We start from the raw sequence: 22,092 nt of genomic DNA on the forward strand, positions 1-22,092 counted from the left end.
CGGTCAGAGCGCGAGGATGGCGGGGACGCTGAGGACTGCCACGTAGTACCCCATGAACAGGACGCCTGCGTGGATCGTGAACGCCCGCGACAGCAGGCCTCCGAGGAGTCCGACTGTGAGGGTGACGGCGAGTCCGAGGATGCCGCCCTCCCACACGCTGATGACGACGACCGCCGCTTCGTGCAGGGAGCGCTCGTGCTCGCCAGCGCCCAGAACATCGAACGTCGCGCGTTCTCCTGCCGGCTAGCTGCGTTCGGGTAGGTAGCCCGGTCTAGTACTTCGGTCTATGTCGGATACTCTGGGTGTGCCTCGTGCTCGGCGAGCGAAAGGGTCTGCACATGCGAAGCGACGACGACGCCCGGAGCGGTGGTCCTGCTCCGATGCCCCGGCAGGCCGTGACCATGCAGGACATTGCCGACCGCGTGGGGGTGTCGAAGGCATTGGTCTCCATGGTGTTTCGGCGCGTTCCCGGACCGAGTGCCGAGACGCGGAAGCGGGTCCTCGACGTCGCGGACGAGCTCGGGTACCGGCCGAACCGTACGGCCGCACTGATGTCGCTCCGGCGGACCCACCTCGTGGGTGTGATGGCGGATATTCGCAACAGCTTCCACGCCGAGATGGTCGAGTACATCGTCGCCGCCGCCGACGACCACGGGTACGAGGTGGTGCTCGGTGCGCTGACTCCCACGCACGCCGAACCGAAAGTCGTCGAAACGCTGCTCGATTTCCGCTGCGAAGCCTTGATCCTGCTCGGCACCGAACTCGGCACCGACGTTCTCGACACGCTCGGGGAGCGGGTACCGGTGGTCGTGGTCGGTCGCCGCGTCGGAGACGGCGCCGTCGACGTCGTGCGCACAGCGGACGGCAAGGGGATCGGCACCGTCGTCGACCATCTCGTGGAGCTGGGGCATCGCCGAATCACGCACCTCAGCGGTGGTACGGGCACGATTGCGGCCGACCGGAAGTCGGGGTACACCCGTGCCATGCGTCGTCACGGACTCGACATCGACGTCGTCGAGGGCGACTTCACCGACAGCGCCGGAACGGTCGCCGCGGAGACGCTGCTCGGGCGGTCGCAGCTTCCCACCGCGGTGATCGCGGCCAACGACCGCAGTGCCATCGGGCTGATCGGCGAACTGCGGAGCCGGGGCGTGCGTATTCCCGAAGACGTCTCGGTCTCCGGATATGACGACAGCGTGCTCGCCCAGCTCGCGCACATCGATCTGACGTCGGTCAATCAGCAACCGCGGGAGCAGGCCGCCACGGCGGTGGACGCGGTCATCCAGCGGCTGGACCGGGGGAGGACCGAATCGGTCGCGACCGTCCTCCGCCCGCGGCTCGTCGCGCGCCGTACCACCGGGCCCGCGCCCGAGCCGATGGAAGGATCCCGGTCGGGCGTGTCCTGACCTGCGGCGGCCGTCAGTGTTCGGCGGGCCGGGATTCCTCGGCCGGCGCGGGCAGTGTGCCCAGATCGTGGGCTGAGGTTATGTACCCCCTGCACTCATTTGCACCGCTCAGAGGCAGACGCTGTGTCTGTAGTTGTGAACACGATAGAGATCCGCGTCCGGATTCATCAGCGGACAGACCCGATGGGACGGACGCAGGTCAGGAAGTTCGAGGGCCGGTGCCGGGGATGGGCACGGTCATGGCCCGAGGTGCTCAGAGCGAGGTGACTGCCCGCGGGCCTGGGCCGGGTTGACGCGTCCGGTCAGAATGCTGCCGATCGTGACGCCGACCAAGAGGGCGGCGGCCGCGGTCAGCCCGAGCCTCGAGTCGATGTGGACGCCTCCACCGGACGCGAGTTTGGTGATCAGGGACAGGCCGGCGACGGTGAGGAAGAACGGTTGCAGGGTCGCGGCGAAGGCGTGTTGCGGCCACCGGGTGGCGAGCGCGTAGATCGTCATCGGTGGTGCGGCGACCCCGGCGGTGGTGTTCATCAGCCCGGACACGAAACCCGCGGCCACTACCGGGGTTCGGCGATCGTCGTGGTGGCGCAGGCGCCGACGAGTCAGCACGGTGGCGGTGAGCCCGACGAGGACGCTGACCCCGACGACGAGGGCCAGCCACGACGCCGGGACCGCAGCGACCAGCACGGCGCCGGGTAGGACGCCGAGGGTCGCCGCCGCGGTCAGCATCCGGTAGCGGCGCCAGTCCACGTCGCGGCGCACGACACCGAAGATCAGTGCGGCCGAACAGATGCTGCAGAGGTTGACCAGCAGCACCCCCGTGGCGGGGCCGAGGAGCAGCGTGAGCAGCGGGGCGGAGACGAGCGCGAGACCGGTACCGCTGAGCCGCTGCAGGACGGCGCCGACCATCACCGCTGCCGCGACCGCCGCCCCGAGCAGGAGCGCGCTATCGATCAACTGGTGCGTTCTCCGACGCCGATCTCCATCAGGTCTTCGCCGACGATCAGGTCGCCGGAGAAGCCGGCGGCCGCGGCCTGCCATCGTTCGGTCGGGTTGTTTCCCGGTGCGAGGTGGGAGAGGACCAGTGTCTTTACGCCGGCTTCCTCGGCGACCGGGCCGACCTGCTCGATGGTGGTGTGCGAGTGCAGGAGGTGTTCGATGAACCCTTCTTCTTCCGGGCTGTACGGCGGTTCGCCGTAGAGGGCTTTGACCCAATCGGCGTCGATCACCTCGTGGACGAGGATGTCGGCACCGGTGGCCAGGGTGATCAGGTTGGGATTGGGCGCGGTGTCGCCGGAGAAGACGATGGACCCGTCGTCGGTGTCGAAGCGGAACGCGAAGGCCGGGTAGACGGCGCCGTGATCGACCAAGGTGGCGGTCACCTTGACGCGGTCGTCCTCCATCACCAGGAACGGGTCCATGACCGGGAACTGGTTGGTATTGGCCCGGGCCCCGACTTCGGTGGGAATCGGGATGTCGTGGGTGCGGATGAGCTTGTCGAGACTGGGTTTACCGGAATCGCGGAGCCGGTCGTTGATGTCGGTGGCGAATGCCTGGGTGAGGTAGTTGGTCATGTCCACCGTGCCGGGGGTGGGGTTGGTGGGGTTGACGACCGGGACGTCGGTGGTGCCGGAGATCGGGGGTAGGGCACCCCGGTCACCGGGTCCGTAGACCTCGACGGGTGCCGGCCCGGGCAGGCCCTGGTACCAGCCGGAGAGAACGATGTTGAAGTAGTCCATGGTGTGATCGGAATGCAGGTGCGTCAGGAAGACGCTGCGCAGGCCCTCGTAGCCGTGGAAGTCGCCCTCCTTGCCGAGGTTGGCCAGCCGGAGTTGGTGTGCGACACCCATTCCGCAGTCGACCAGGTAGAACGCGCCGTCCACGACGACGGCGGAGGCGATCCCGTGCCGGGTCTTGTCGCCGCTGTTGTGCGGGGCGATCCAGGTCATCGGTCCGCCGGCGGTGCCGAGCAGGGCCAGTCGGGTGCGGTGCGAGCGTGCGTTGTCGACGTAGTCGAAGGTGCCGGTGCTCGCCGCGGAGGTGGTGTCGGCGGAGGAGCACCCGGCCAGCGCGGTCGCGGTCCCGAGTGCCATGACGCCGGCGAGCAGTCCGCGGCGGGAGAGCGAATGTTGGTGAGCCTCATGGATGAGGTTGCACATCGAAATAGTCCTTCGCTGAAATTCGGCACGGCGGGCATCGGCAGGGGCGCGCGCAGCGCGGCATTGCCGGAGCGGCCGTGGAAGTTGGTGTCGACGCGGGTGCGGAGACCGGAGGCGCGGGTGCGCCGATCGGGGTTCGCATGGGGTAATTCAGGATGCGAGCGGTGCGGACCGGGCGGTGGTGGGGTTCTTCGTCCCGGCGCGTTCGCGTTCGGTCATTCCGCCCCACACCCCGTGCGGTTCGGGGGTGTTCAGGGCATGGGCGAGGCAGTGCGGCCGCACCGGGCAGCCGCCGCAGATCTTCTTGGCCGCGTTCTCGCGGCGGATCCGTGATCCGGCGGTTTCGCCGTCGGGAGCGAAGAAGGTGGCCGAACCGGTGGTGCGGCATCGGGCGTGGAGTTGCCAGTCCCAGAATTCGGTGACGGCGATCAGCTTGGCTTGCTGCCGCGAGAGCAGAGTCGACGGCACGGTGATTCTCCTCGGGGCCCCGGTGACGGTCCGCCGCCGGGCACACGGATATTTGCGGACGTGGTTGTCCGTGGCCGGCCGGAGGGGTGGGTGCGCCACGCTCCCCGCCCTCACCGGCCGGCGACGGTCAGCAATTCCTATGCAGGGATGGGGGTGCCCCGGTGGGTTTCGCTGAGCTCGGCCGGGCGCGCGGATTGTCCGGAGCCCGGATCCTTGTGGAAGACACCGTTCTTCATGATGCCGACGATCTTGGACTGGTCCTGCAGGATGGTGATGTCCTCGAGCGGGTCACCGTCGATCAGGATCATGTCCGCGTAGAACCCGGCCTTGACCTGCCCGAGGTCGTCGGGCATCCGCATGATCTGCCCGCCGAGGGCGGTGGCCGAGAGCAGGGTGTCCTTCGGGGAGAACTCGAGCAGTTCGACGAAGTGCTGCAGGTCGCGGGCGTAGGTGCCGTGCGGGGTCCACGCGAAGCCGTAGTCCCCGCCGGGCAGCACCCGGATGCCGCGTTCCTTCATCTTCTTCAGCGCCTCGATCGCACAGTCGAGTTCGTGCTGGTATCCGGCAGCTTCGGCGGCCTCGGGGGGATACCCGAACGCTTCGGCGTCGTGCAGGGTGGCGACCAGCCAGTTCAGCCCGGGTGCGACGAAGATGCGGTCCTTCTGCTCTTCGAGCATGTCCAGACCTTCCTCGTCGGTGAAGGAGGCGTGGTAGATGATGTCGACGCCGTTGCGCAGCGACATCTTCACGCTCTCCCCGGACCTGGCGTGTGAGCACACCCGCAGTCCGCGGCGGTGTGCCTCGGTGACCGCGGCCGCGGTTTCCTCGTCCGAGAAGTAGTTGTCCTCGGCGTGCTGGTTGCCGGTGATCTCCTCGCCGGACATGCTCAGCTTCACCAGGTCCGCACCCAGATCGACGTTCCGCCGGACGGCCTTGCGCATCTCCTCGGGCCCGTCGGCGAAGGCGGTGATGCCCTTGACCAGGGCGCCGCCGGTGACCGCGATCTCCTGACAGTTCGCCAGGTAGCGGGGGCCGGGGATCTGGCCGGCGTTGATGGCGTTGCGGATGACCACATCCAGGCGCGGCTTGGCGGCCGCGGCACCGACACACATGGTGTAGCCGGAATCGATGTAGGTCTGCGCCGACCGGGCACACAGCAGGGTGTGTTCCTCGACGCCCATCGTCCCGAGACCGGGCAGGTCGGCGGAGTTGACCCAGGAGAAGTGGGTGTGAGCATCACACAGACCCGACATCAGGAACTTGCCCTGGCCGTCGATGACCCTCGCGCCTTCGCGAGGCAGATCTCCTGTGCCCTTACGGACCTCGGCAATGCGTTCGCCTTCGACCAGCACCTCACCCTCGTACGGGTCGGAGCCTGTGGAGTCGAAGATCCGAACGTTGGTGAAAAGGATGGACTGATCGGGGGTGTTGGCTGACGTCATTGTCGCCACTCCTTTCTTCGGAGAAGCTCAGGGCTTGTTCAGGAATTCCTGGAGCCGGTTGGTGACAGCACTGGGATCTTCGAGGGAGTGCCAGTGGCCCACCCCGTCGAGCACGTGCTTCTGGGCGTTGGGGTAGATCGAGAGCAGTTCGTCGTTGACCGCGACCGGGCTGACCTTGTCCTCGTCGCCGGTGAGCAGCAGCACCGGGACGTCGATCGAGGAGAAGTCGGGTTCGACGGCGGCGGCGAGGGCCTCGCAGGCGCTCGCGTAGCCCTCGGGGTTCTGGCCGAGCAGCAGTTCGCGGACCAGGGCCACCGACGACGGGCGGGTGCTGTGCGTTTCCTGCGACAGCGCCGCGGCGACGATGGTGTCGGCGACGGCGGACATGCCGGCTTCACGGACGGTGCGGGCGCGGGCGCGGGTGGCGGTTTTGGCTGCCTCCGGCTGAGCGCGGACCGCGCCGAGCAGCGCGACCTTGCTGACACGCTGCGGGTACTTGGCGGCGAAGGTGTTCGCGACCAGGGTGCCCATCGAGTGCGCGACCATGGCGGTCTGCTCGATGCCCTCGGCGTCGAGCAGTGCGCGCAATTCCTCGACCCAGTTGTCGATGCTCGCGGGCCCGGCGAACGGGGAGCGGCCGTGACCGGACAGGTCGTAGCGCAGCACGGTGTGGGTTTCGGCGAGCGTCGCGACCTGCGGCTCGTACACGGTGGTGGCACCGCCGAGGCCGTGGATCAGCACGACCGCCGGTCCGCTGCCGGTCTTCTCCACGAACAGCTCGCTGGTCCCGGCCGGGGTGAGGTGGTCCACCGGGGCCGGAATGCCGATGCTGTTGCGCAGCTCGCCGAGGCCGGGGGCGGAGACGATCACCTCGTCGCCCTCGACCAGGTACTTCGGCGGGTCGAAGCCGATACCGACGCCGACCGGGGTGCCGGTGGCGATCACGTCACCGGGTTCGAGGGTGATGCCGGCCGAGAGCGTCTCGATGATGGTGGGCACGTCGAAGATGAGCTGGGCGGTGTTGGTGTCCTGCCGGAGCTCGCCGTTGACCCGGGTCTGCAGCTGCAGGTCGTTGATGTCGATCTCGTCCGCGGTGACGGCCCAGGGGCCGAGCGGGCAGAACGTGTCGAGGGACTTGCCGATGAACCACTGCTTGTGGTCGCGCTGCAGGTCGCGGGCGGTGACGTCGTTGATGAGGGTGTAGCCCCACACGTAATCCATCGCGTCGTCGCGGCTCACCTTGGAGGCACGCCTGCCGATGATGATGCCGATCTCGCCCTCGTAGTCCAGCGCGGAGGTGATGTCGGTGTGCGGGTCGACCGGATCGCCGGAGGCGATGACCGTGGCGGCGGGCTTGGTGAAGACCACCGGGTACTGCGGAACGTGCTGGCCGTCCGCGGAGCCGGTCGCGTCGAACCCACTCTTGGCGAACTCGGCGGCGTGCTCGGAGTAGTTCCGGCCGACGCAGAACACGTTGCGGTGCGGGGTGATGGGGGCGAGCAGCTTTCCGCCCTCGGCGGGGGTGCTGGTGCTCAGCCGGCCGAGCGCGGCCCGGCCGCCGGCGATGATCTCCTGCAGCTCGCGCACTGGGGCACCGGTGTCACCGAACTGCACGGGCAGCGCAGCTCCGTTCGCGTCCACAGCGCAGACGACCGCGCCGTTCTTACCTTGAATCCGCGCGAAGCGCATGAGACCTCCTGTAAAACCAATGTGAACCAAACCGGGTTGCGGTTCGTATTGGTTACGATAGGTCGCCGATGCTGTGACCGTCAACACTTGATTTTTCCGAGTGTTGGCAGGAAAGCTATAAACCAAGCCCTTATAATTGGTTCGAATTGGTTCGTCGAGAGGAGTTGTTGTGACCCTGGCTGTGGGACCTACGGCTGCCGCTCTGCGGCACATCGAAGCCCTCGTCGCCGAGCGGCAGTTGGGCCCGGGCGACAAGCTGCCGACCGAGCGGGAACTGGCCGCCGACGCCGGTGTCAGCCGTGCCGTGGTCCGGTCCGTCCTCGAGGACCTCGAACACCGGGGAACGGTGGTGCGCTACGTCGGCCGGGGCACGTTCCTCGCCCCGCGGGAGACCGTCGACCCGGAGACGGCGAACCATCCCAGCCCCAGCGAAATCATGAGCTCGCGGCTGATCCTCGAACCGGAGCTGCTCCCACTGGCAGTGGCCGCGGCGACCCGCGACGACATCGAGGAAATGCGGCGCTGCCTGCGCGGCGGGGACGGCGCCCGATCCTCGGAAGAGTTCGAGAGGTGGGACACCGCGCTGCACCACAGCTTCGCGCTCGCCACCCACAACATCGTCCTGATCGGGGTCAGCCAGCTCCTCATCGACAGCCGTCAACAACCGATCTGGGGCGGACTGAAGAAACGCACCTTCAACCCCGAGCTGCACCGCGAATACTGCGGCGAGCACGAGGACATCGTCGACGCCATCGCCGACCGGGACCCGGACAGCGCCCGCACCGCGATGCGGACGCATTTGCGGCACGTCCGCACGACCCTGTTGGGCGACAACGCCTGACCGCACCACCCACAGCACTCACCCGCGAAACGTCGACCGCTCATTTGCGGCGTCCAGGCAAGGTGTCATTTCTTGCCGTGGAGCGAAACCGTCGCATTCGAGAGTGTGTTTCGCTCGTTGTCCTCTGTGTGCGCGCCGGGATGCGGTGAGGTCCTCGCGCAGTTCGGCGATGAAGTGGCCTTGTTCGAGTGTGCGCTGCCGTAATGGCGTGATCTCGTTAGCAAGACAATCATGTCGGCTTGCAGGCGTTGGTGATCGCCGACGTCGACGACGGAGTGGACAAGTGCGCTACCGAGATAGTGCTGTCGCTGCCGCTGGAGTTCCTCGATCGTCGCCCGTAACTGCGTGATGACGGTTTTCTGCTCGGAGATCTTAGTGGCGAAAGTCTGGTTCTGGGCTCGTAGCCCGTTGATGCTGGAGTGCTCTGATGAGGCTGGCTCTGGGTGGTTGCGGAGTTCAGTGGCGGCGGTGTCGACGAGCCGGCGCAGGTTTGGATGGGCGTAGATGAATTCGCGGGAGACGCCCGCGTGCCTGGCGACGGTTGACTTGTTGATGCATGCCTGCGGGTGCTCGAGGAGCTCGGCGAGGGCATCGAGGACGGCCTGTTTCTTCTGGTCACTTCTGGCGGTGTTGTAGTGGATCAGGCCGGCGATCGCCGTCGGGGTGGGGGTACTCATGGCTGGTGCACTGCCTTCAGGTGATGGCGAAGGTCGATCCGCCTAGCCGTGGTGGCGCGGCGGCGGATGTCGGCCGATGCCCGAGACGCCGTAGAGGCCTCTGTAGGCGGGTCGGGGCGCGCCCGGATCGAGGACCGACCGGGTAGCCGACCAGAGACCGTCGGCGAACAGCGCGCGGATACCGTGTCCCGCCGGCTCGGTCCCTACCAGTCGGCGGCCGGTGACGATCCGCACCCGGGCCTGGGCGGCGCACTCACGCAGCACCTCGACCAGGGAACCCCGCATCAGCGTCGTACTGTGCAGCGGATCCCCCGACAGCCGTCCGCGCGGAACTTCCGCCAGTAGCCTCCCGGTGCCGGACCACATCCGCCTGCGACGACCTCCATACGTCCTCCCGACTTCGCATTCACTGAAGAGATTTCAGTGAAATTGCATTCAATATCTGCACGCCAAGGGTGCTCGTCAAGGGGTGCGGCCCGCTGGCCCGGATCGCCGAGTCGGGGCTTGACAGGGTGTCGTGATTCAGCTCATAGTAGTCGTACTAGACCGGTTAAATAGACCGAACTAGCCGGAGGGCGTCTTCACTCATCCGTGCGGGTGTCTGCGGGTAGCCGACCTGCACTCCCGCCGGGTCACCATCACACCGAAAGGCTTCCACTCATGACTTCCCACTCGATTGGTGTCGCCGTCATCGGCGGCGGCATGGCCGGACGAGCACACGCCGCCGGATATCGCATGGCGTCGACGCTGTTCGGAACCGACCGCCCCGACGTGCGTCTGGTTGCGATCGCCGACACCAACCAGGCCGTCGCCGACGACACCGCGAAGCGGTACGGGTACGAGCGGGCCGAGTACAGCTGGCAGACCATCGCCGAATCGCCGGACATCGACGCCGTGAGCGTCGTCGTCGCCAACCAGTTGCACCGGGAGATCGTCGAAGGGCTCCTCGCCGCGGGGAAGCACGTGCTGTGCGAGAAGCCCCTGGCCGGGTCCATCACGGACGCCGAGGCCATGGTCGCGGCCGCTGCGGATGCCGACACGATCGCGACGGTCGGGTACACCTACCGCCGGTCGCCGGCCATCCAGGCGATCCGTGACGAACTCGCGACGGGCCGCCTCGGCGACATCATCCACTTCAACGGGCATTACTGGTGCGACTACGGCCTCGACCCCGCCTCGCCGATCACCTGGCGGTACCGCGGCGGTCCCGGAACGGGCGCGCTCGCGGACGTCGGCAGCCACCTGCTCGACATGGCCGAATTCGTGTGCGGTCCGATCGTCGAGATCAGCGGCGCGACCTTCGCCACGGTGATCACGGAGCGTCCCGTGCCTGCCGGAGTCACCTACGGCCACACCAAGGCCGAGACCACCGGTGAGATGGCACCCGTCGAGAACGAGGACCTCGCGACGTTCACGGCGCGCTTCCAGAACGGCGCGGTCGGCACGTTCTCCGCTTCCCGTGTCGCGCATCAGCTTCCGGACGGACTCGGTTTCGAGTTGTTCGGGACGTCCGGCTCCGCGGCGTTCGACCTGGCTCGCGCCGCGGAATTCTCGGTGTCCAGCGAGGGCCTCGACCGCACCGTGAACGGTCAGCGGCGGGTGATCATCGGTCCGCAGCACCCGTACATCCAGGGTGGCCTGCCGATGGATGCCGGCGGCGTCGGCCACGGCAAGGCGGAGTTCTTCGCCTACCAGGCCCGGGCGTTCCTCGACCAGATCGCCGGCATCGACATCCTCGGCCCGCTGCCGTCCTTCGCCCACGCGCTGCGCGGCATGCAGATCGTCACCGCCGTCGCGGAGTCCGCCCGCGCCGACGGAGCAGCCGTCAAGATCGGCTGAACCCCAAACCCCGTAACCGCAAACCCACTGAACCGCAACTTCTTCCCACCACGCAAGGAACCCTCATGAAACTCGGTGTGTACACCGCCGTCCTGCACGACCGCAGCCTGCGCGAGGCGCTGGAGACCATCGCGTCCCTCGGGCTCGAGGGCGCGGAGATCAACGCGGGCGGATTTCTGCCCACCCCGCACCTGCCCGTCAAGGAACTCCTCTCCGGTGAGGTGTCACCGCAGGAGTACCTGAAGGTCTTCGACGAGACCGGCGTCTCCATCGCCGGCCTGAACTGCAACGGCAACCCGCTGCACGCGGATCCCGAGGTGGGCCCCGAGGACGCCGAGGACCTGCGCAACGCGATCAAGGTGGCCGGCCTGCTCGGTGTGGACCGGGTGGTCACGATGTCCGGGCTGCCCGCCGCGCACGCAGGCGGCCAGTGGCCGGCATGGCACGTGAACACTTGGGACAGTGGCTATCTCGACTCCCTCGACTATCAGTGGGATCAGGTGGCGGTGCCGTTCTGGAAGGAGATCGACGCGCTCGCCCGTGAGAACGGTGTCAAGGTCGCGATCGAGATGCATCCGCAGAACCTGGTGTTCAACCCGCCGACCCTGAAGCGTCTGGTCGAGAAGGCCGGTGCGACGAATGTCGGCGCCGAGATGGACCCGTCGCACCTGTTCTGGCAGGGCATCGATCCGGTCGCCGCGGTCGACTGGCTCGGCGACCTCGTGTTCCACGCCGCGGCGAAGGACACCCGGATCAACGAGAACTGCAAGATCTACGGTGTTCTCGACGACCGGTTCACCCGGATCCCGGCCGACCAGAACCCCACCGGGCTCGGTGGCAAACACGTGGTCAACAAGTGGCCCGAGGACTCGGCGTGGGACTTCGTCGCCGTCGGTCGCGGACACGACGTCGATTTCTGGTCCCGTTTCCTCGCCGCCCTGCAGCGGGTCGACCCGGACATGGCGGTCAACATCGAACACGAGGACGTCGAACTGGGACAGCTCGAAGGACTGCAGGTCGCGGCCCGCACCCTGAAGGACGCGGCTTCCGCCGTGGCCTCCCGCTAGAAACCGGTGACGGCGGCCAGGCGGTCGAGGACCAGGCGCAGCGGCGGCCAGGTCGACCTCCCGCGGCGGGTCACGGCGTAGGCCGTCAGCACGACCTTCGGGTTGGTGAGCGGGCGGACCGTGACTTCCTTGCGCGTGGGACGGTCGGCGGGCAGCAGGCCCACCCCGTAGCCGGCGGCGATGAGGTCCTCGACGAGGTCGAGGCTGTCGATCTGATGGGCGATGTGCGGTGTGAAACCCGCGAGCGAGGCCAGGGTGCGGACGGCGTCCTCGTCGGCGGTGTTGCGGGAGTTCACGATCCAGGGCGAACCGGCATAGGCGGCGACGTCTGCGGGTCCGTTCTCGGCGGGCGTGGGGGTGCCGAGTCCCCAGGGAGTCGACCACAACGGGACGGCCTCGAGCGCGGTGCCCGGGGATGCCGGTGCCAGGTTGTAGTCGTAGGTCAGGGCGAGATCGAGTTCGTCGTCGGCGAGCAATGCGAACGCCTCGACCGGCTCGTATTCGCTGATCACCACGTCCACCTGCGAGTGGGTGCGTGCCAGTTCGGCGACGACCGGGAGCAGCGACACCCGGATGCCCGTCGCGAAGCCCCCGACGCGCAGGGTGCCGACCGGCTCGGCGTGGGGGTCGAGGTCGAGCCGGGCGGCGTCGACGGCCGCCAGGATGGTGACGGCGTGGTCGGCCAGCCGGCGACCGGCCGGAGTGAGCCGCACCCGGCGGCCGGTCGGTTCGACGAGCTGCGCACCCGTCTCCTTCGCGAGTGCGGCGATCTGCTGGGAGACGGTCGAGGTGGTCAGCCGGTGTGTCTCGGCGACCTCACGCATGGAGCCGAGGCGGGAGAGCTCGAGCAGGAGATGCAGGCGTCGGGTATCCACCCACGCATTGTTCGCGATATCCGAACGGTTTGTCCATGAAAGTCACGTGGACGTGAACGGTCGAGGTGTCCTTCAATGCAGACATGACCAGGAACTCGACCCACGTCGGCGCGACGATGGCGCTGACCTCGATGCTGTGCGTACAGAGCGGACTCGCGATCTCCGTCGGCGTGTCCGAACGCGTCGGCGCCGAGGGCGCCGCCTGGTTGCGCCTGGCATGGGCGGGGGTGTTGCTGGCCGTGATCGTGCGGCCTCGTCCGAAGGCGTTCACGCGATCGTCGCTCGGCGCGTGTGTCCTGCTCGGGGTGGTCACGGCGGCGGTCACCCTGCTGTTCATGGCCGCGGTGGACCGGATCCCGCTGGGAACCGCCAGCGCGCTGGAGTTCCTCGGTCCCCTCGGCGTCGCTGTTCTGCACGGACGCGGTCGCCTGAAGTGGCCGGCGCTGGCGGCCGTCGGGGTGCTGCTGCTGACGCAACCCTGGGCCGGCGGTGTCGATCCGGTCGGAATCCTGTTCGCACTGGGCGCGGCCGCATGCTGGGCCCTCTACATCGTGCTCACCCAGCGCGTGGGCGACGAGGTGGCCGGTCTCAACGGGCTCGCGGTGTCCATGCCGGTCGCCGGATTGGTCGCGACTGCCGTGGGTGGACCGTCGATGCTCGGAAAGATGACGCCGGACCTGTTGATCATCGGGCTGGGTTTGGCGATACTGCTGCCGGTCGTGCCGTTCACGCTGGAGATGCTCGCCCTGCGCCGGCTGAACACGGCGGCATTCGGGACCCTGATGAGCCTCGAACCGGCGTTCGCGTTGATCATCGGGCTCGTCGTGTTGCATCAGGTTCCCGACCACGCGGCCGTGGCCGGGATCTGTTTCGTCGTCGCGGCGGGGATCGGAGCAGCGCGGGCCGGGGCGCGCACGACGCCCGACGAGGGCGACGTCGCGGAGTCTGCCGCACCGTTGTCCGCGCCGACCTGATACCTTGAACGTCGTTCAAGTTTGAAGCAAGAGGAGTCGTCATGGCAGGTGTCGAGAGTGCTCGGGTGTCGAGGCTCGGTATTTCAGCGCGGGACATGGCGCAGATCGCGGTGTTCGCCGCGCTGATCGCGGCGCTGGGTCTGCCCGGCGCCATCACGGTCGGCTTCAGCGGAGTGCCGATCACACTGCAGACGCTCGGCGTCATCCTCGCCGGCGCGGTGCTCGGCGCTCGCAAGGGCACAGCCGCCGTCGCGGTCTTCATCGCACTGATCCTGATCGGCCTGCCCCTGCTGTCCGGTGGCCGCACCGGACTGACCGCGCTCGCAGGCCCCAGCGCCGGGTACCTCATCGGCTGGATGCCCGCGACGCTGATCATCGGTCTCCTCACCGCTCGGATCCTGCCGAAGTACCCGATCGCGCTCGGTCTGCTGATCAACGCCCTCGGCGGGATCGTCGTCATCTACGTCTTCGGCACCGTCGGACTCCTGCTCCGCACCGATCTGGGTGTCGGCGCCGCCATCACCACCAACTTCGCCTTCATCCCCGGCGACCTGCTCAAGGTCGTCGTCGCGACCGTGGTCGCCAAGAGCGTGCATCGCGCGTACCCCGGCCTGATCCGTACGTGAGTTCCGAACTCGGCGGCTCCGGCGATCAGCCTGCTCTCGACTTCGAAGACCGCACCTACACGTACGCCGAACTCGACCGTGCCATCGACCGATGGATCCTCGAGCACGGCCCGGGTGCGCCTGCCTACGACGCGTCGACGCTGCCGGTCCCGGACGCCCTGATCTGCGTGTGCGCGTCGGCGCGGCAGGGGACGGCGGTGATCGTCGAGAACCCCGACGCGCGCCCGGACCGCGCGGTGATTCCGCCGTCCGCGTTTCTGCTGGTCGCGACGTCCGGCTCCACCGGCAGGCCGCGTCCGCTCGCGCGCACCGCGGCCTCCTGGTTCGACAGCTTCCCCGCCTTCACCGCGATCACGGGCATCGACGCGACCGACCATGTGCTGATCACCGGCCCGTTGCACGCCACGATGCACCTGTTCGGCGCCGTGCACGCACTCTGGCGTGGGGCGTGCGTCACCGACGACCCGTCCCGGGCGACGGTGGTGCACGCCGTTCCCGCCGTTCTCCGTGAGGTGGTGGGGAAGGCCCCGAAGCTGCGCACGGCGATCGTCGCCGGGACCGCCCTGGACGACGGCGCCCGCGCGGTGGCGGACGGCATCGGGATCGTCGAGTACTACGGCGCCGCGGAACTCTCCCTCGTCGCGGCGCGCCGGGTGCCCGAACCGCTCCGGCTGCTGGACGGCGTCGACGCCGACATCCGCGACGGTCTGCTGTACGTCCGGTCGCCGTACAGCGTGATCGGAGTCCCGGAGTGGTTCGGTGTCGGTGACCTGGCCGAACTCGGTGACGACGGCGAGCTGACGGTGCGCGGCCGGGGAGAATCCGCGATCAATGTCGGCGGCACCACGGTGGTCGCCGAGGACGTCGAGCGCATCCTCGGGACGCTCGACGGTGTCGCCGCGGCCGCCGTCGTCGGATCGCCGCATTCGGTGCTCGGGGAGACCGTCACCGCCGTGGTGGAGCTCGACGGCACCGCGGAGATCGGCGACGTCCGTTCCCGAGCACGGCGGATGCTGACGAAGGAAGCCCTGCCCCGCCGCTGGGTGCCGATCGAGGCGATGCCGCGGACTGCCAGTGGCAAGGTCGCCCGAGGCCGAGTGAGAGACTGGCTGGCATGAGCTCTGTCCCTGTCCTGGTGGCGCCGCGCCGCACGCCGATCGGCAATGCCGGGCACGGGTTCGCCGATCTGACCACCACCGACCTGGCCGCCCCCGTGCTCCGCGAGGTTCTGACGTCGCTGCGGGAGTCGGGTATCGATGCCGAGGTCGACGACGTCGTCCTCGGCAACTGCCTCGGGCCTGGCGGTGATCCGGCGCGGGTCGCGGCCCTGCAGGCGGGGATGGGTGTGGAGGTTCCCGGTGTCACCGTCGACCGGCAGTGCGGTTCCGGACTCGACGCGGTGATGCAGGCCGCGCTCCGTGTGCGCAGCGGCGCCGACGAGCTGATTCTGGCCGGCGGCGTCGAGTCGGCGAGCACGGCGCCGTGGCGGTTCTGGCCGGCGGCGGGGGGCGCCGATCCGGTGCGCTACACCCGCGCTCCCTTTGCGCCGGAGGGCTTCCCCGACCCCGACATGGGAGCGGCCGCGGACGATCTCGCGCGGGTGCGCGGCATCAGCCGTGAGCGGCAGGATGCGTACGCGGCGCGGTCGCACACGCTCGCCGCAGCCGCCGACTTCTCGTCGGAAATCGTGCCGATCGGTGACATCGAGCGGGACCAGCGCATTCGCGCAGGCATGACCGAGGCCAGGCTCGCGCGGCTACGCCCCAGTTTCGGTGCCGGCGGAACGGCCACGGCGGGCAACTCGTGCGGCATCTCGGACGGTGCCGCCGTGCTGGCGGTGACGACCGAGTCGCTGGCCGCCGGACTGCCTGCGTTGCGAATTCTCGGCTCGGCCGTCGCGGGATCGGACCCGGCGCTGCCCGGACTCGGACCGGTTCCCGCGATCCGCACACTCCTGAAGAGGACCGGATGCGACGTGGCGGATCTGGGCGTCGTCGAGATCACCGAGGCCTTCGCGTCGGTGGTGCTGGCGGTCTCGGACGAACTCGGCCTGGACGAATCTGTGATCTGCCCGCAGGGCGGCGCCATCGCCATGGGGCACCCGTGGGGCGCCTCGGGGGCGATCTTGTTGGTGCGCTTGGCAAGTCAGATGCTGCGCGAGGACGGACCCGCGCTCGGGCTGGCGGCCTGCGCCATCGGCGGCGGACAGGGCATCGCGATGCTCGTGGAGCGTGTGTCGTGAGTGAGATCGTCTTCGATTCGGTGACGCACGCCTTCGGGGACCGCCCGGTGCTGCGCGGCGTCGACCTGCGTTTCTCCGAGCGCCGCGTCGGCATCATCGGTTCCAACGGTTCCGGCAAGTCGACCCTGGCGCGCATGATCAACGGGTTGCTGAAGCCCACCTCCGGCACGGTCACGGTCGACGGTGTCGACGCCGCCAGGAAGGGCGCGCAGGTGCGCCGCAAGGTCGGGTTCGTGTTCACCGACCCCGACACCCAGATCGTCATGCCCACGGTGTCCGAGGACCTGGCGTTCTCGCTGCGCCGGTCCGGTCTGAGCAAACAGGAGATCGCCGGTCGCGTCGAGGAGATCCTGGTGCGGTTCCGGCTCGACCGGCACGCCGATCACCCCGCGCACCTGCTGTCCGGGGGCCAGAAGCAGCTGCTCGCCATCGGCGCCGTCCTCATCCGCAGGCCCGAGGTGGTCATCGCCGACGAGCCGACGACGCTGCTGGATCTGCGGAACGCGCGCGTCGTCTCCGAAGCGCTCGATTCGATGGACCAGCAGGTGATCGTCGTGACCCACCAACTGGCGCTGCTGGAGAGTTTCGAACGGGTCATCGTCATCGACGACGGTCTCGTCGCGTTCGACGGCAGCCCGGACGACGCCGTCCCGGCGTACCGGCAGTTGGTCGAATGATCGGCCTGTACCGCCCGGGCGACTCGCTCCTGCACAGGATGCCCGCCGGGCTGAAACTGCTGCTGTTGATCGCGTCGATCGTCACGGCCACGGTGTTCGTGCGCACCCCGCTCGAGGTCGGCGTCGTCGTCCTGGCGGTGGGACTGCTGTTCGCGGTGGCCTCCATTCCGTGGCGGGTCGCCGTGGCGCAGTTGCGCCCGGTGGTGTGGATGTTGTTGATCATCGCCGTGTTCCAGGTGCTGATCACGTCGCCCGCGCGGGCGGTCGTCGTGTGCGGGGTGCTGCTGATCTCGGTGGCGCTCGCCGCGTTGGTCACGCTCACCACCCGGGTCACCGACATGCTCGACACGGTGTCGCGCGCACTCGGGCCCCTGCGGAGGTTCGGGGTCGACCCGGATCGGATCGGACTCCTGCTCGCGTTGGCGATCCGGTGTATCCCGCTGTTGACGGGGATCGTGCAGGAGGTGGCGCAGGCGCGGAAGGCACGCGGGTTGCAATGGTCGATGACGGCGCTGGCCACACCGGTTCTGGTCCGCGCCCTCCGGACCGCGGATGCGATGGGCGACGCCCTCGTCGCACGGGGAGTGGACGATGACTGAGCTGCTCGCCGAGCGTGTCGCTCGACGGGCCGCCGAGAACCCGGAGACGACAGCGGTCGTGTCCGCACGCGAGACCGTCGACTACGGCCGGTTCTGGTCGCGGGTCACACGCACCGCCGCCGGGCTCGACGGCATGAACCGGGTCGCCGTGCTGCCGACGTCGGATGTCGGGTCGCTGGTCGTGGTGACGGCGGCGATGCACGCGGGAGTCAGCGTCGTGCTGCTGCATCGGCATCTCCTGCCCGCGCAGCTGACGCGGGTGCTCGAGCTCGCGAAACCCGGCGCCGTGGTGGCCGCGCCGCACCAGCACACCAGGCTACGGAGACTGGGATTCGACGGGACCGTCGAGACGGCGGACAGCCTCGAATCCGACGGCGCCGCAGGCCGGGCGCGTCCCGGCACCGAACTGCTGGTCGGCATCACGTCCGGCACCACCGGTGAGCCGAAGCTGTTCGTGCGCAACCAGCGATCGTGGGCCACGACCCTCGACCGATCGGACGCGACGTTCGACATCGGCAGCGGGGATCGCGTGGCGGTGCCCGGAGTTCTCGACCACACCCATTTCCTGTACGGCGCGCTGCACGGCCTCACTCGCGGTGCGACGGTGGATCTGCGACCGGTCACCCACTCGCTGCGCGACGCAGCGACACATCTGTACTCGGTACCCACCATCGCCTGGGATGTGGTGCGGTCGGGCATCGGTCCGGTCGGCAGCGTCCGTGAGGTGCTGTCGTCGGCGGCCCGGTGGCCGCGCACCGGGCGTGAGGCGCTGCAGGAAGTGTTGCCGAAGGCGTCGCTCGTGCACTTCTACGGCGCCTCCGAACTGAGCTTCGTGTCCTTCGACCGGGGTCTCGGCGCCGCCGACGAACATGCGGCAGGCGAACTATTCGACGGCGTCGACGCAGCGATTCGCGCGGGCCTCGTTCACGTGCGCAGCGACATGCTGTTCGACGGCTACCTCACCGAGGACGGCGTGGTGAACGGCCCCGCCGACGGGTGGATGACCGTCGGGGACCGAGGCAGGGTCGCGGGCAACAGCCTGCAGTTGTTCGGCCGCGACAGCGACACGGTGATCCGGGCGGGGCTCAATGTGGAACCCGCGGCCATCGAGGCGGCGTTGACCGCACTCCCCGGGATCTCGGAGGCTGCGTGCATCGGAGTGCCCGACAGCCGGATGGGCGAGGCACCGGCCGCCGCGATCGTGGTGGACGGCGACGGGCCGAGTTCCAGCGAGATCTGGCGGCATCTGCGCGCCACGTTACCCAGCCCCAGCATGCCGGTTCAGGTTCTCGCGGTCGACAGCTTGCCGCGCACACCGCGCGGCAAGCTCGATCGTCAGGCGCTCGCCACCACCCTGGCAGCCTCTCGGAACCGGAATCCCGCGTAGCCCGTCAGATTTCGAGGCTCAGCAGGTGGTAGCCCAGCGTCTTGCCGTGGCCGTCGAGTGCCGGTGAACCCGTGACGCCGCCGCCGAGGACGCCGGGCAACTCGAACACCATCGCCATCAGGTTCGGCTGACAGGTGCGCCGGGCCGGTCCGGTGATCAGCTCACCGTAGTGGGCGGCGACGACGTCCTCGGTCAGTCTCTGCGTGAGAAGCCGGTAGGCGGCCCGGTCCCGGGCCAGCACGGCGAGGATGAGGGTGTCGCCTTTGTCGCCGGCGCGGACATCGGCAAGGGTGTCGATCTTCTGAACAGTTGCGGGCGGGGTCATGTCGAAACCTCCGTGAGATGCACTCGGGTGGGCACTAGATCGCGGGGGAGGGTGCACGAGCGGATCGCGAGTACCTCGGTCGACGACCGTCGGGCGCCGCCGCCGCCGGCCGGTCCGTTGGTGTACAGGCTTTCCACCTCCCAGCCGACGAGGCCGGCTTCCTCGCGGGTGCGTGCGCGGGCGGTGACCCGCACGCGCACCTCGCGGGCAGCGGTGTCCGTATCGAGTCCGCGAAAAGCGGCACCGGCGCCGATGTATTCGACCGAGACGGCGCCCTCGGCGAAGCCGTGCACGTCGACGAGACGTTCGGTGACGATGTCCGCGGCGAGCTGGGCACGGGGATAGGCGCGCGGTCCCGCGTAACTGATCTGCCCCTCACCGAGCCAGCCGCCACGGAACCCGAGGGTGACCTTCAGCTGCTGTGGCCGGGGGCGCCCCGTCGCACCCGCGATGGCGACCCGGTCGGGTCCGACGCTGGTGAACGACACGTTGCCGAAGTCCGCGGTGACGTCCGGGGTCAGGTACGACGTGGGATCTCCCACCTCGTACAGGAGTTGCTCGGCGCAGGTTCGTTCGGTGAGTATCCCGCCGGATCCGTCGAGTTTGCCGAAGGTCGCCGATCCGTCGGCGAGGACGTCGGCGAACGGGAAACCGAGATCGGCCATACCCTTCACCGGTTTGGTGACGGGATCCGCGTAGTACCCGCCCGTGAGTTGTCCGGCGCATTCGAGCAGGTGCCCGATCGCGGTTGCGGCGCCGATGGTTTCGTGGTCGGCCAGGTCCCATCCGAAGTGGTGGGCGAGTGGGGCGACGTAGAGGGAGGGGTCGGCCAGACGCCCGGTGACGACGACGTCGGCGTCCAGTTCGAGTGCGGGGATCACGGCCTCCGCGCCGATGTACGCGTTCGCGGAGACGAGTTCCTCGTCGTGCTCCGACAGGCGTTTCCCGGTCTCCCACACGACGGGGTCGTGGCGCAGCACCTGCTCGAGCACCGCGTCGCCCGTGACGGCAGCGACGCGCACCTGCCGGTCGGCGGACCGGGACGCGATGCCGGAGACCAATTCGGCAGCGGCGAGAGGGTTCGCGGCACCGGCATTGGTGATCACCGTGGTCCCGGACGCGAGCGTGTGCGGGAGAACCGCGCGCATGCGTGCGCCGAGGAGCGGATCGTATCCTTCGTCCGGGTTCTCGAGTCGGCGAGAGTTTCCGGCGGCAACGGTGCGTTCGCCGAGGCATTCGAAGATCAGGTAGTCGAGGTCGGCGTGCCGGGCGAGTTTCTCGGCGGGGTCGATGCGATCCCCGGAGAACCCGGATCCGGCGCCGAGTCGCACGCTCCGCGAAGCGCTGCCGCGGGTGCTCGATGGTGTCACTGGCTCGAAGTCCTTTGCTTGTTCGACGTGTGGTGGGTGGGCCGGCCTGGGGTGCGGACGATTACAGCGAGATGGCACCGGTGAGCAGCGCCATGACGGTCATCACGATCGTGGTTCCGAAGGCCCAGCCGAAGATGAACCGCTGGTGCTTGCCGAGGTCTACCTTGCTCAGTCCGATCAGGATGAACGTCGCGGCGGTCAGCGGGCTGAGCGGGAATCCGGTGGTCATCTGGCCGAGGATGGCGGCGCGGCCGATCTCCGCGGGGTCGCCTCCGAACGATGCGGTGGTTTCCGCGAGCACCGGTACGACGCCGAAGTAGTAGGCGTCCGGGGTGAAGACCAGGCTGAGCGGCATCGACGTGACGGCGGTGATGACGGGGATCAGGGAGCCGGCGGACTGCGGAATCCACGAGACGAAGGTCTGCGCCATCGCGGTGATCATCCCGGTGCCGTTGAGGATTCCGGTGAGCACGCCTGCCGCGAGGATCATCGCCACCACCATGGTGACGTTGCCGCCGTGCTTCGCGAACAGGGCCTGCTGGTCGTCCCACTTCGGGCGGTTGACGGCGAGCGCGAGTGCGAATGCGATGGCGAATGCCACCTCCAGCGGCACGAGCTGGAACAGCAGGATCACGATCAGAACGAGGGTGAGCACGGTATTGAACGCCATCACCGCCCGTTGGCGACCGGTGCGCACCGGCGCGTCGGACACGTGCGGCGTGCCGGGACCACCGCCGCCGGGAGATATCAGTTCGGTGACGCCGAGCCGTTTACGTTCCACGCGGCCGATCATGTAGGCGGCGAACAGGACCCACAGGACCCCGGCCCCCATCGCGGGCAGGACCGGCGTGAAGATGTCGGCGCTGGTCAGGTCGAGCGCGGCCATGGCGCGGACGGTCGGGCCGCCCCACGGAATCATGTTCATCAGTCCCGCGGCAAGGCAGACGATGCCGGTCAGGACGACCGGGCGCATCCCGAGCTTCTGGTAGATGGGTAGCAACGCCGAGATGGTGATCAGGAAGGTCGAGGTTCCGTCGCCGTCGAGCGCGACGAGCAGGGTCAGCACCGCGGTTCCGACGGCGATCTTGGTGGGATTGCCGCCTGCCCACCGGACGATCCGGCGGATCGCCGGGTCGAACAGTCCCACGTCGACCATCAGACTGAAATACAGGACAGCGAAGGCGATCATGATGGCGACGGGCGCGACCTTCAGCAGACCGTCGCCCACCATCTCCCCGAGGTCGGGTGCCCATCCGCCCACGATCGCGAACGCGACGGGAACGAGGATCAGTGCGACCAGCACCGAGACCCGGCGGCTGAACGCCAGCGCCAGGAAACAAGCGATCGTGGCGAACCCGAGCGCGGCAACCATGTGACCTCCTTCGAAATGGAGTCTCAGTGTCGCGCGCCTCACAATTGCGCGTCAAAT

23 protein-coding genes are annotated in these 22,092 nt (G+C 68.5%); 11 read left to right on the forward strand and 12 right to left on the reverse strand.

Translation table 11 applies throughout. The features are described 5' to 3' along the window. Nucleotides 1-3: 3 nt before the first annotated feature. Entirely contained in the window at nucleotides 4-156 is a 153-nt protein-coding gene (locus G9373_RS22590) for a hypothetical protein (protein WP_164709531.1), read from the reverse strand. A gap of 182 nt (nucleotides 157-338) precedes the next feature. Between G9373_RS22590 and G9373_RS22595 the strand changes: the two genes are divergently transcribed. Next, a complete protein-coding gene (locus tag G9373_RS22595; RefSeq protein ID WP_082359759.1) occupies nucleotides 339-1,406 on the forward strand; it encodes a LacI family DNA-binding transcriptional regulator in 1,068 nt (355 codons plus the stop codon). A gap of 237 nt (nucleotides 1,407-1,643) precedes the next feature. Here G9373_RS22595 and G9373_RS22600 read toward each other — a convergent pair whose 3' ends face one another. From G9373_RS22600 to G9373_RS22620, 5 genes are all read right to left on the reverse strand, one after another. Then, entirely contained in the window at nucleotides 1,644-2,363 is a 720-nt protein-coding gene (locus tag G9373_RS22600) for a sulfite exporter TauE/SafE family protein (protein ID WP_054246499.1), read from the reverse strand. Beyond that, nucleotides 2,360-3,565 carry an MBL fold metallo-hydrolase gene (locus G9373_RS22605; RefSeq protein WP_167116852.1) on the reverse strand — a complete coding sequence of 402 codons (1,206 nt, stop codon included), beginning with the start codon at nucleotides 3,563-3,565 and terminating at the stop codon, nucleotides 2,360-2,362. The genes G9373_RS22600 and G9373_RS22605 overlap by 4 nt, the downstream gene beginning before the upstream one ends. Nucleotides 3,566-3,715: 150 nt before the next feature. Further along, a complete protein-coding gene (locus G9373_RS22610) occupies nucleotides 3,716-4,033 on the reverse strand; it encodes a WhiB family transcriptional regulator (protein WP_275948797.1) in 318 nt (105 codons plus the stop codon). A gap of 137 nt (nucleotides 4,034-4,170) precedes the next feature. After that, a complete protein-coding gene (locus tag G9373_RS22615) occupies nucleotides 4,171-5,475 on the reverse strand; it encodes an amidohydrolase family protein (protein WP_054246497.1) in 1,305 nt (434 codons plus the stop codon). A 27-nt stretch (nucleotides 5,476-5,502) separates the two neighbouring features. Further along, complete coding sequence (locus G9373_RS22620) at nucleotides 5,503-7,164, reverse strand: alpha/beta fold hydrolase (RefSeq protein WP_054246496.1); 1,662 nt, start codon at nucleotides 7,162-7,164, stop codon at nucleotides 5,503-5,505. Between the two features lie 169 nt (nucleotides 7,165-7,333). Here G9373_RS22620 and G9373_RS22625 point away from each other — a divergent pair, with 169 nt between their 5' ends. Then, a complete protein-coding gene (locus G9373_RS22625) occupies nucleotides 7,334-8,005 on the forward strand; it encodes an FCD domain-containing protein (protein ID WP_054246495.1) in 672 nt (223 codons plus the stop codon). Nucleotides 8,006-8,070: 65 nt separating this feature from the next. On the opposite strand, the gene G9373_RS22630 is transcribed toward G9373_RS22625, so the two are convergent. Beyond that, on the reverse strand, nucleotides 8,071-8,682 hold the full coding sequence (locus tag G9373_RS22630; protein ID WP_240482845.1) for a DUF6262 family protein: 612 nt from the start codon (nucleotides 8,680-8,682) through the stop codon (nucleotides 8,071-8,073). A 42-nt stretch (nucleotides 8,683-8,724) separates the two neighbouring features. Further along, a complete protein-coding gene (locus G9373_RS22635; protein ID WP_054246494.1) occupies nucleotides 8,725-9,048 on the reverse strand; it encodes a hypothetical protein in 324 nt (107 codons plus the stop codon). Between the two features lie 294 nt (nucleotides 9,049-9,342). Between G9373_RS22635 and G9373_RS22640 the strand changes: the two genes are divergently transcribed. Together G9373_RS22640 and G9373_RS22645 are read left to right on the forward strand one after the other, a co-directional pair. Beyond that, the gene (locus tag G9373_RS22640; protein ID WP_120659602.1) at nucleotides 9,343-10,521 is read left to right on the forward strand and encodes a Gfo/Idh/MocA family oxidoreductase; all 1,179 of its coding nucleotides are present in this window, start codon (nucleotides 9,343-9,345) and stop codon (nucleotides 10,519-10,521) included. A gap of 65 nt (nucleotides 10,522-10,586) precedes the next feature. After that, complete coding sequence (locus tag G9373_RS22645) at nucleotides 10,587-11,588, forward strand: sugar phosphate isomerase/epimerase (protein ID WP_054246492.1); 1,002 nt, start codon at nucleotides 10,587-10,589, stop codon at nucleotides 11,586-11,588. On the opposite strand, the gene G9373_RS22650 is transcribed toward G9373_RS22645, so the two are convergent. Then, nucleotides 11,585-12,463, reverse strand: coding sequence for a LysR family transcriptional regulator (locus G9373_RS22650; RefSeq protein ID WP_007299151.1), 879 nt, complete (start codon nucleotides 12,461-12,463; stop codon nucleotides 11,585-11,587). The genes G9373_RS22645 and G9373_RS22650 overlap by 4 nt on opposite strands. 83 nt (nucleotides 12,464-12,546) lie before the next feature. On the opposite strand from G9373_RS22650, the gene G9373_RS22655 reads away from it, so the two are divergent. From G9373_RS22655 to G9373_RS22685, 7 genes are read left to right on the forward strand one after another with little or no spacing between them, the layout of a single operon-like run. Continuing rightward, nucleotides 12,547-13,437, forward strand: a complete 891-nt coding sequence (locus G9373_RS22655) for an EamA family transporter (protein ID WP_005566210.1) — start codon at nucleotides 12,547-12,549, stop codon at nucleotides 13,435-13,437. Nucleotides 13,438-13,478: 41 nt separating this feature from the next. After that, on the forward strand, nucleotides 13,479-14,063 hold the full coding sequence (locus tag G9373_RS22660) for a biotin transporter BioY (RefSeq protein WP_120659600.1): 585 nt from the start codon (nucleotides 13,479-13,481) through the stop codon (nucleotides 14,061-14,063). Next, nucleotides 14,060-15,181 (forward strand): AMP-binding protein, encoded by a 1,122-nt coding sequence (locus G9373_RS48240; RefSeq protein WP_120659599.1) that lies wholly within the window; start codon nucleotides 14,060-14,062, stop codon nucleotides 15,179-15,181. The genes G9373_RS22660 and G9373_RS48240 overlap by 4 nt, the downstream gene beginning before the upstream one ends. Further along, on the forward strand, nucleotides 15,178-16,305 hold the full coding sequence (locus tag G9373_RS22670; RefSeq protein ID WP_120659598.1) for a thiolase family protein: 1,128 nt from the start codon (nucleotides 15,178-15,180) through the stop codon (nucleotides 16,303-16,305). Before G9373_RS48240 ends, G9373_RS22670 begins: the two co-directional genes overlap by 4 nt. Beyond that, on the forward strand, nucleotides 16,302-16,982 hold the full coding sequence (locus tag G9373_RS22675; protein ID WP_005258449.1) for an ABC transporter ATP-binding protein: 681 nt from the start codon (nucleotides 16,302-16,304) through the stop codon (nucleotides 16,980-16,982). The genes G9373_RS22670 and G9373_RS22675 overlap by 4 nt, the downstream gene beginning before the upstream one ends. Next, nucleotides 16,979-17,581, forward strand: a complete 603-nt coding sequence (locus G9373_RS22680; protein ID WP_005574607.1) for an energy-coupling factor transporter transmembrane protein EcfT — start codon at nucleotides 16,979-16,981, stop codon at nucleotides 17,579-17,581. Before G9373_RS22675 ends, G9373_RS22680 begins: the two co-directional genes overlap by 4 nt. Next, nucleotides 17,574-18,968 (forward strand): AMP-binding protein, encoded by a 1,395-nt coding sequence (locus G9373_RS22685; protein ID WP_120659597.1) that lies wholly within the window; start codon nucleotides 17,574-17,576, stop codon nucleotides 18,966-18,968. The genes G9373_RS22680 and G9373_RS22685 overlap by 8 nt, the downstream gene beginning before the upstream one ends. A gap of 4 nt (nucleotides 18,969-18,972) precedes the next feature. Here the strand turns inward: G9373_RS22685 and G9373_RS22690 are convergent, their stop codons facing one another. The 3 genes from G9373_RS22690 to G9373_RS22700 form a co-directional block, all read right to left on the reverse strand. After that, on the reverse strand, nucleotides 18,973-19,293 hold the full coding sequence (locus G9373_RS22690; RefSeq protein WP_120659596.1) for a hypothetical protein: 321 nt from the start codon (nucleotides 19,291-19,293) through the stop codon (nucleotides 18,973-18,975). Further along, nucleotides 19,290-20,663: an acyclic terpene utilization AtuA family protein gene (locus tag G9373_RS22695; RefSeq protein ID WP_120659595.1), complete on the reverse strand. Its 1,374-nt coding sequence runs from the start codon at nucleotides 20,661-20,663 to the stop codon at nucleotides 19,290-19,292. Before G9373_RS22695 ends, G9373_RS22690 begins: the two co-directional genes overlap by 4 nt. 61 nt (nucleotides 20,664-20,724) lie before the next feature. Beyond that, a complete protein-coding gene (locus G9373_RS22700) occupies nucleotides 20,725-22,035 on the reverse strand; it encodes a citrate:proton symporter (RefSeq protein ID WP_005574611.1) in 1,311 nt (436 codons plus the stop codon). Between the last annotated feature and the right edge of the window lie 57 nt (nucleotides 22,036-22,092).

The organism is Rhodococcus sp. A14 (assembly GCF_011603105.1).
Taxonomy (GTDB): domain Bacteria; phylum Actinomycetota; class Actinomycetes; order Mycobacteriales; family Mycobacteriaceae; genus Rhodococcus_F; species Rhodococcus_F opacus.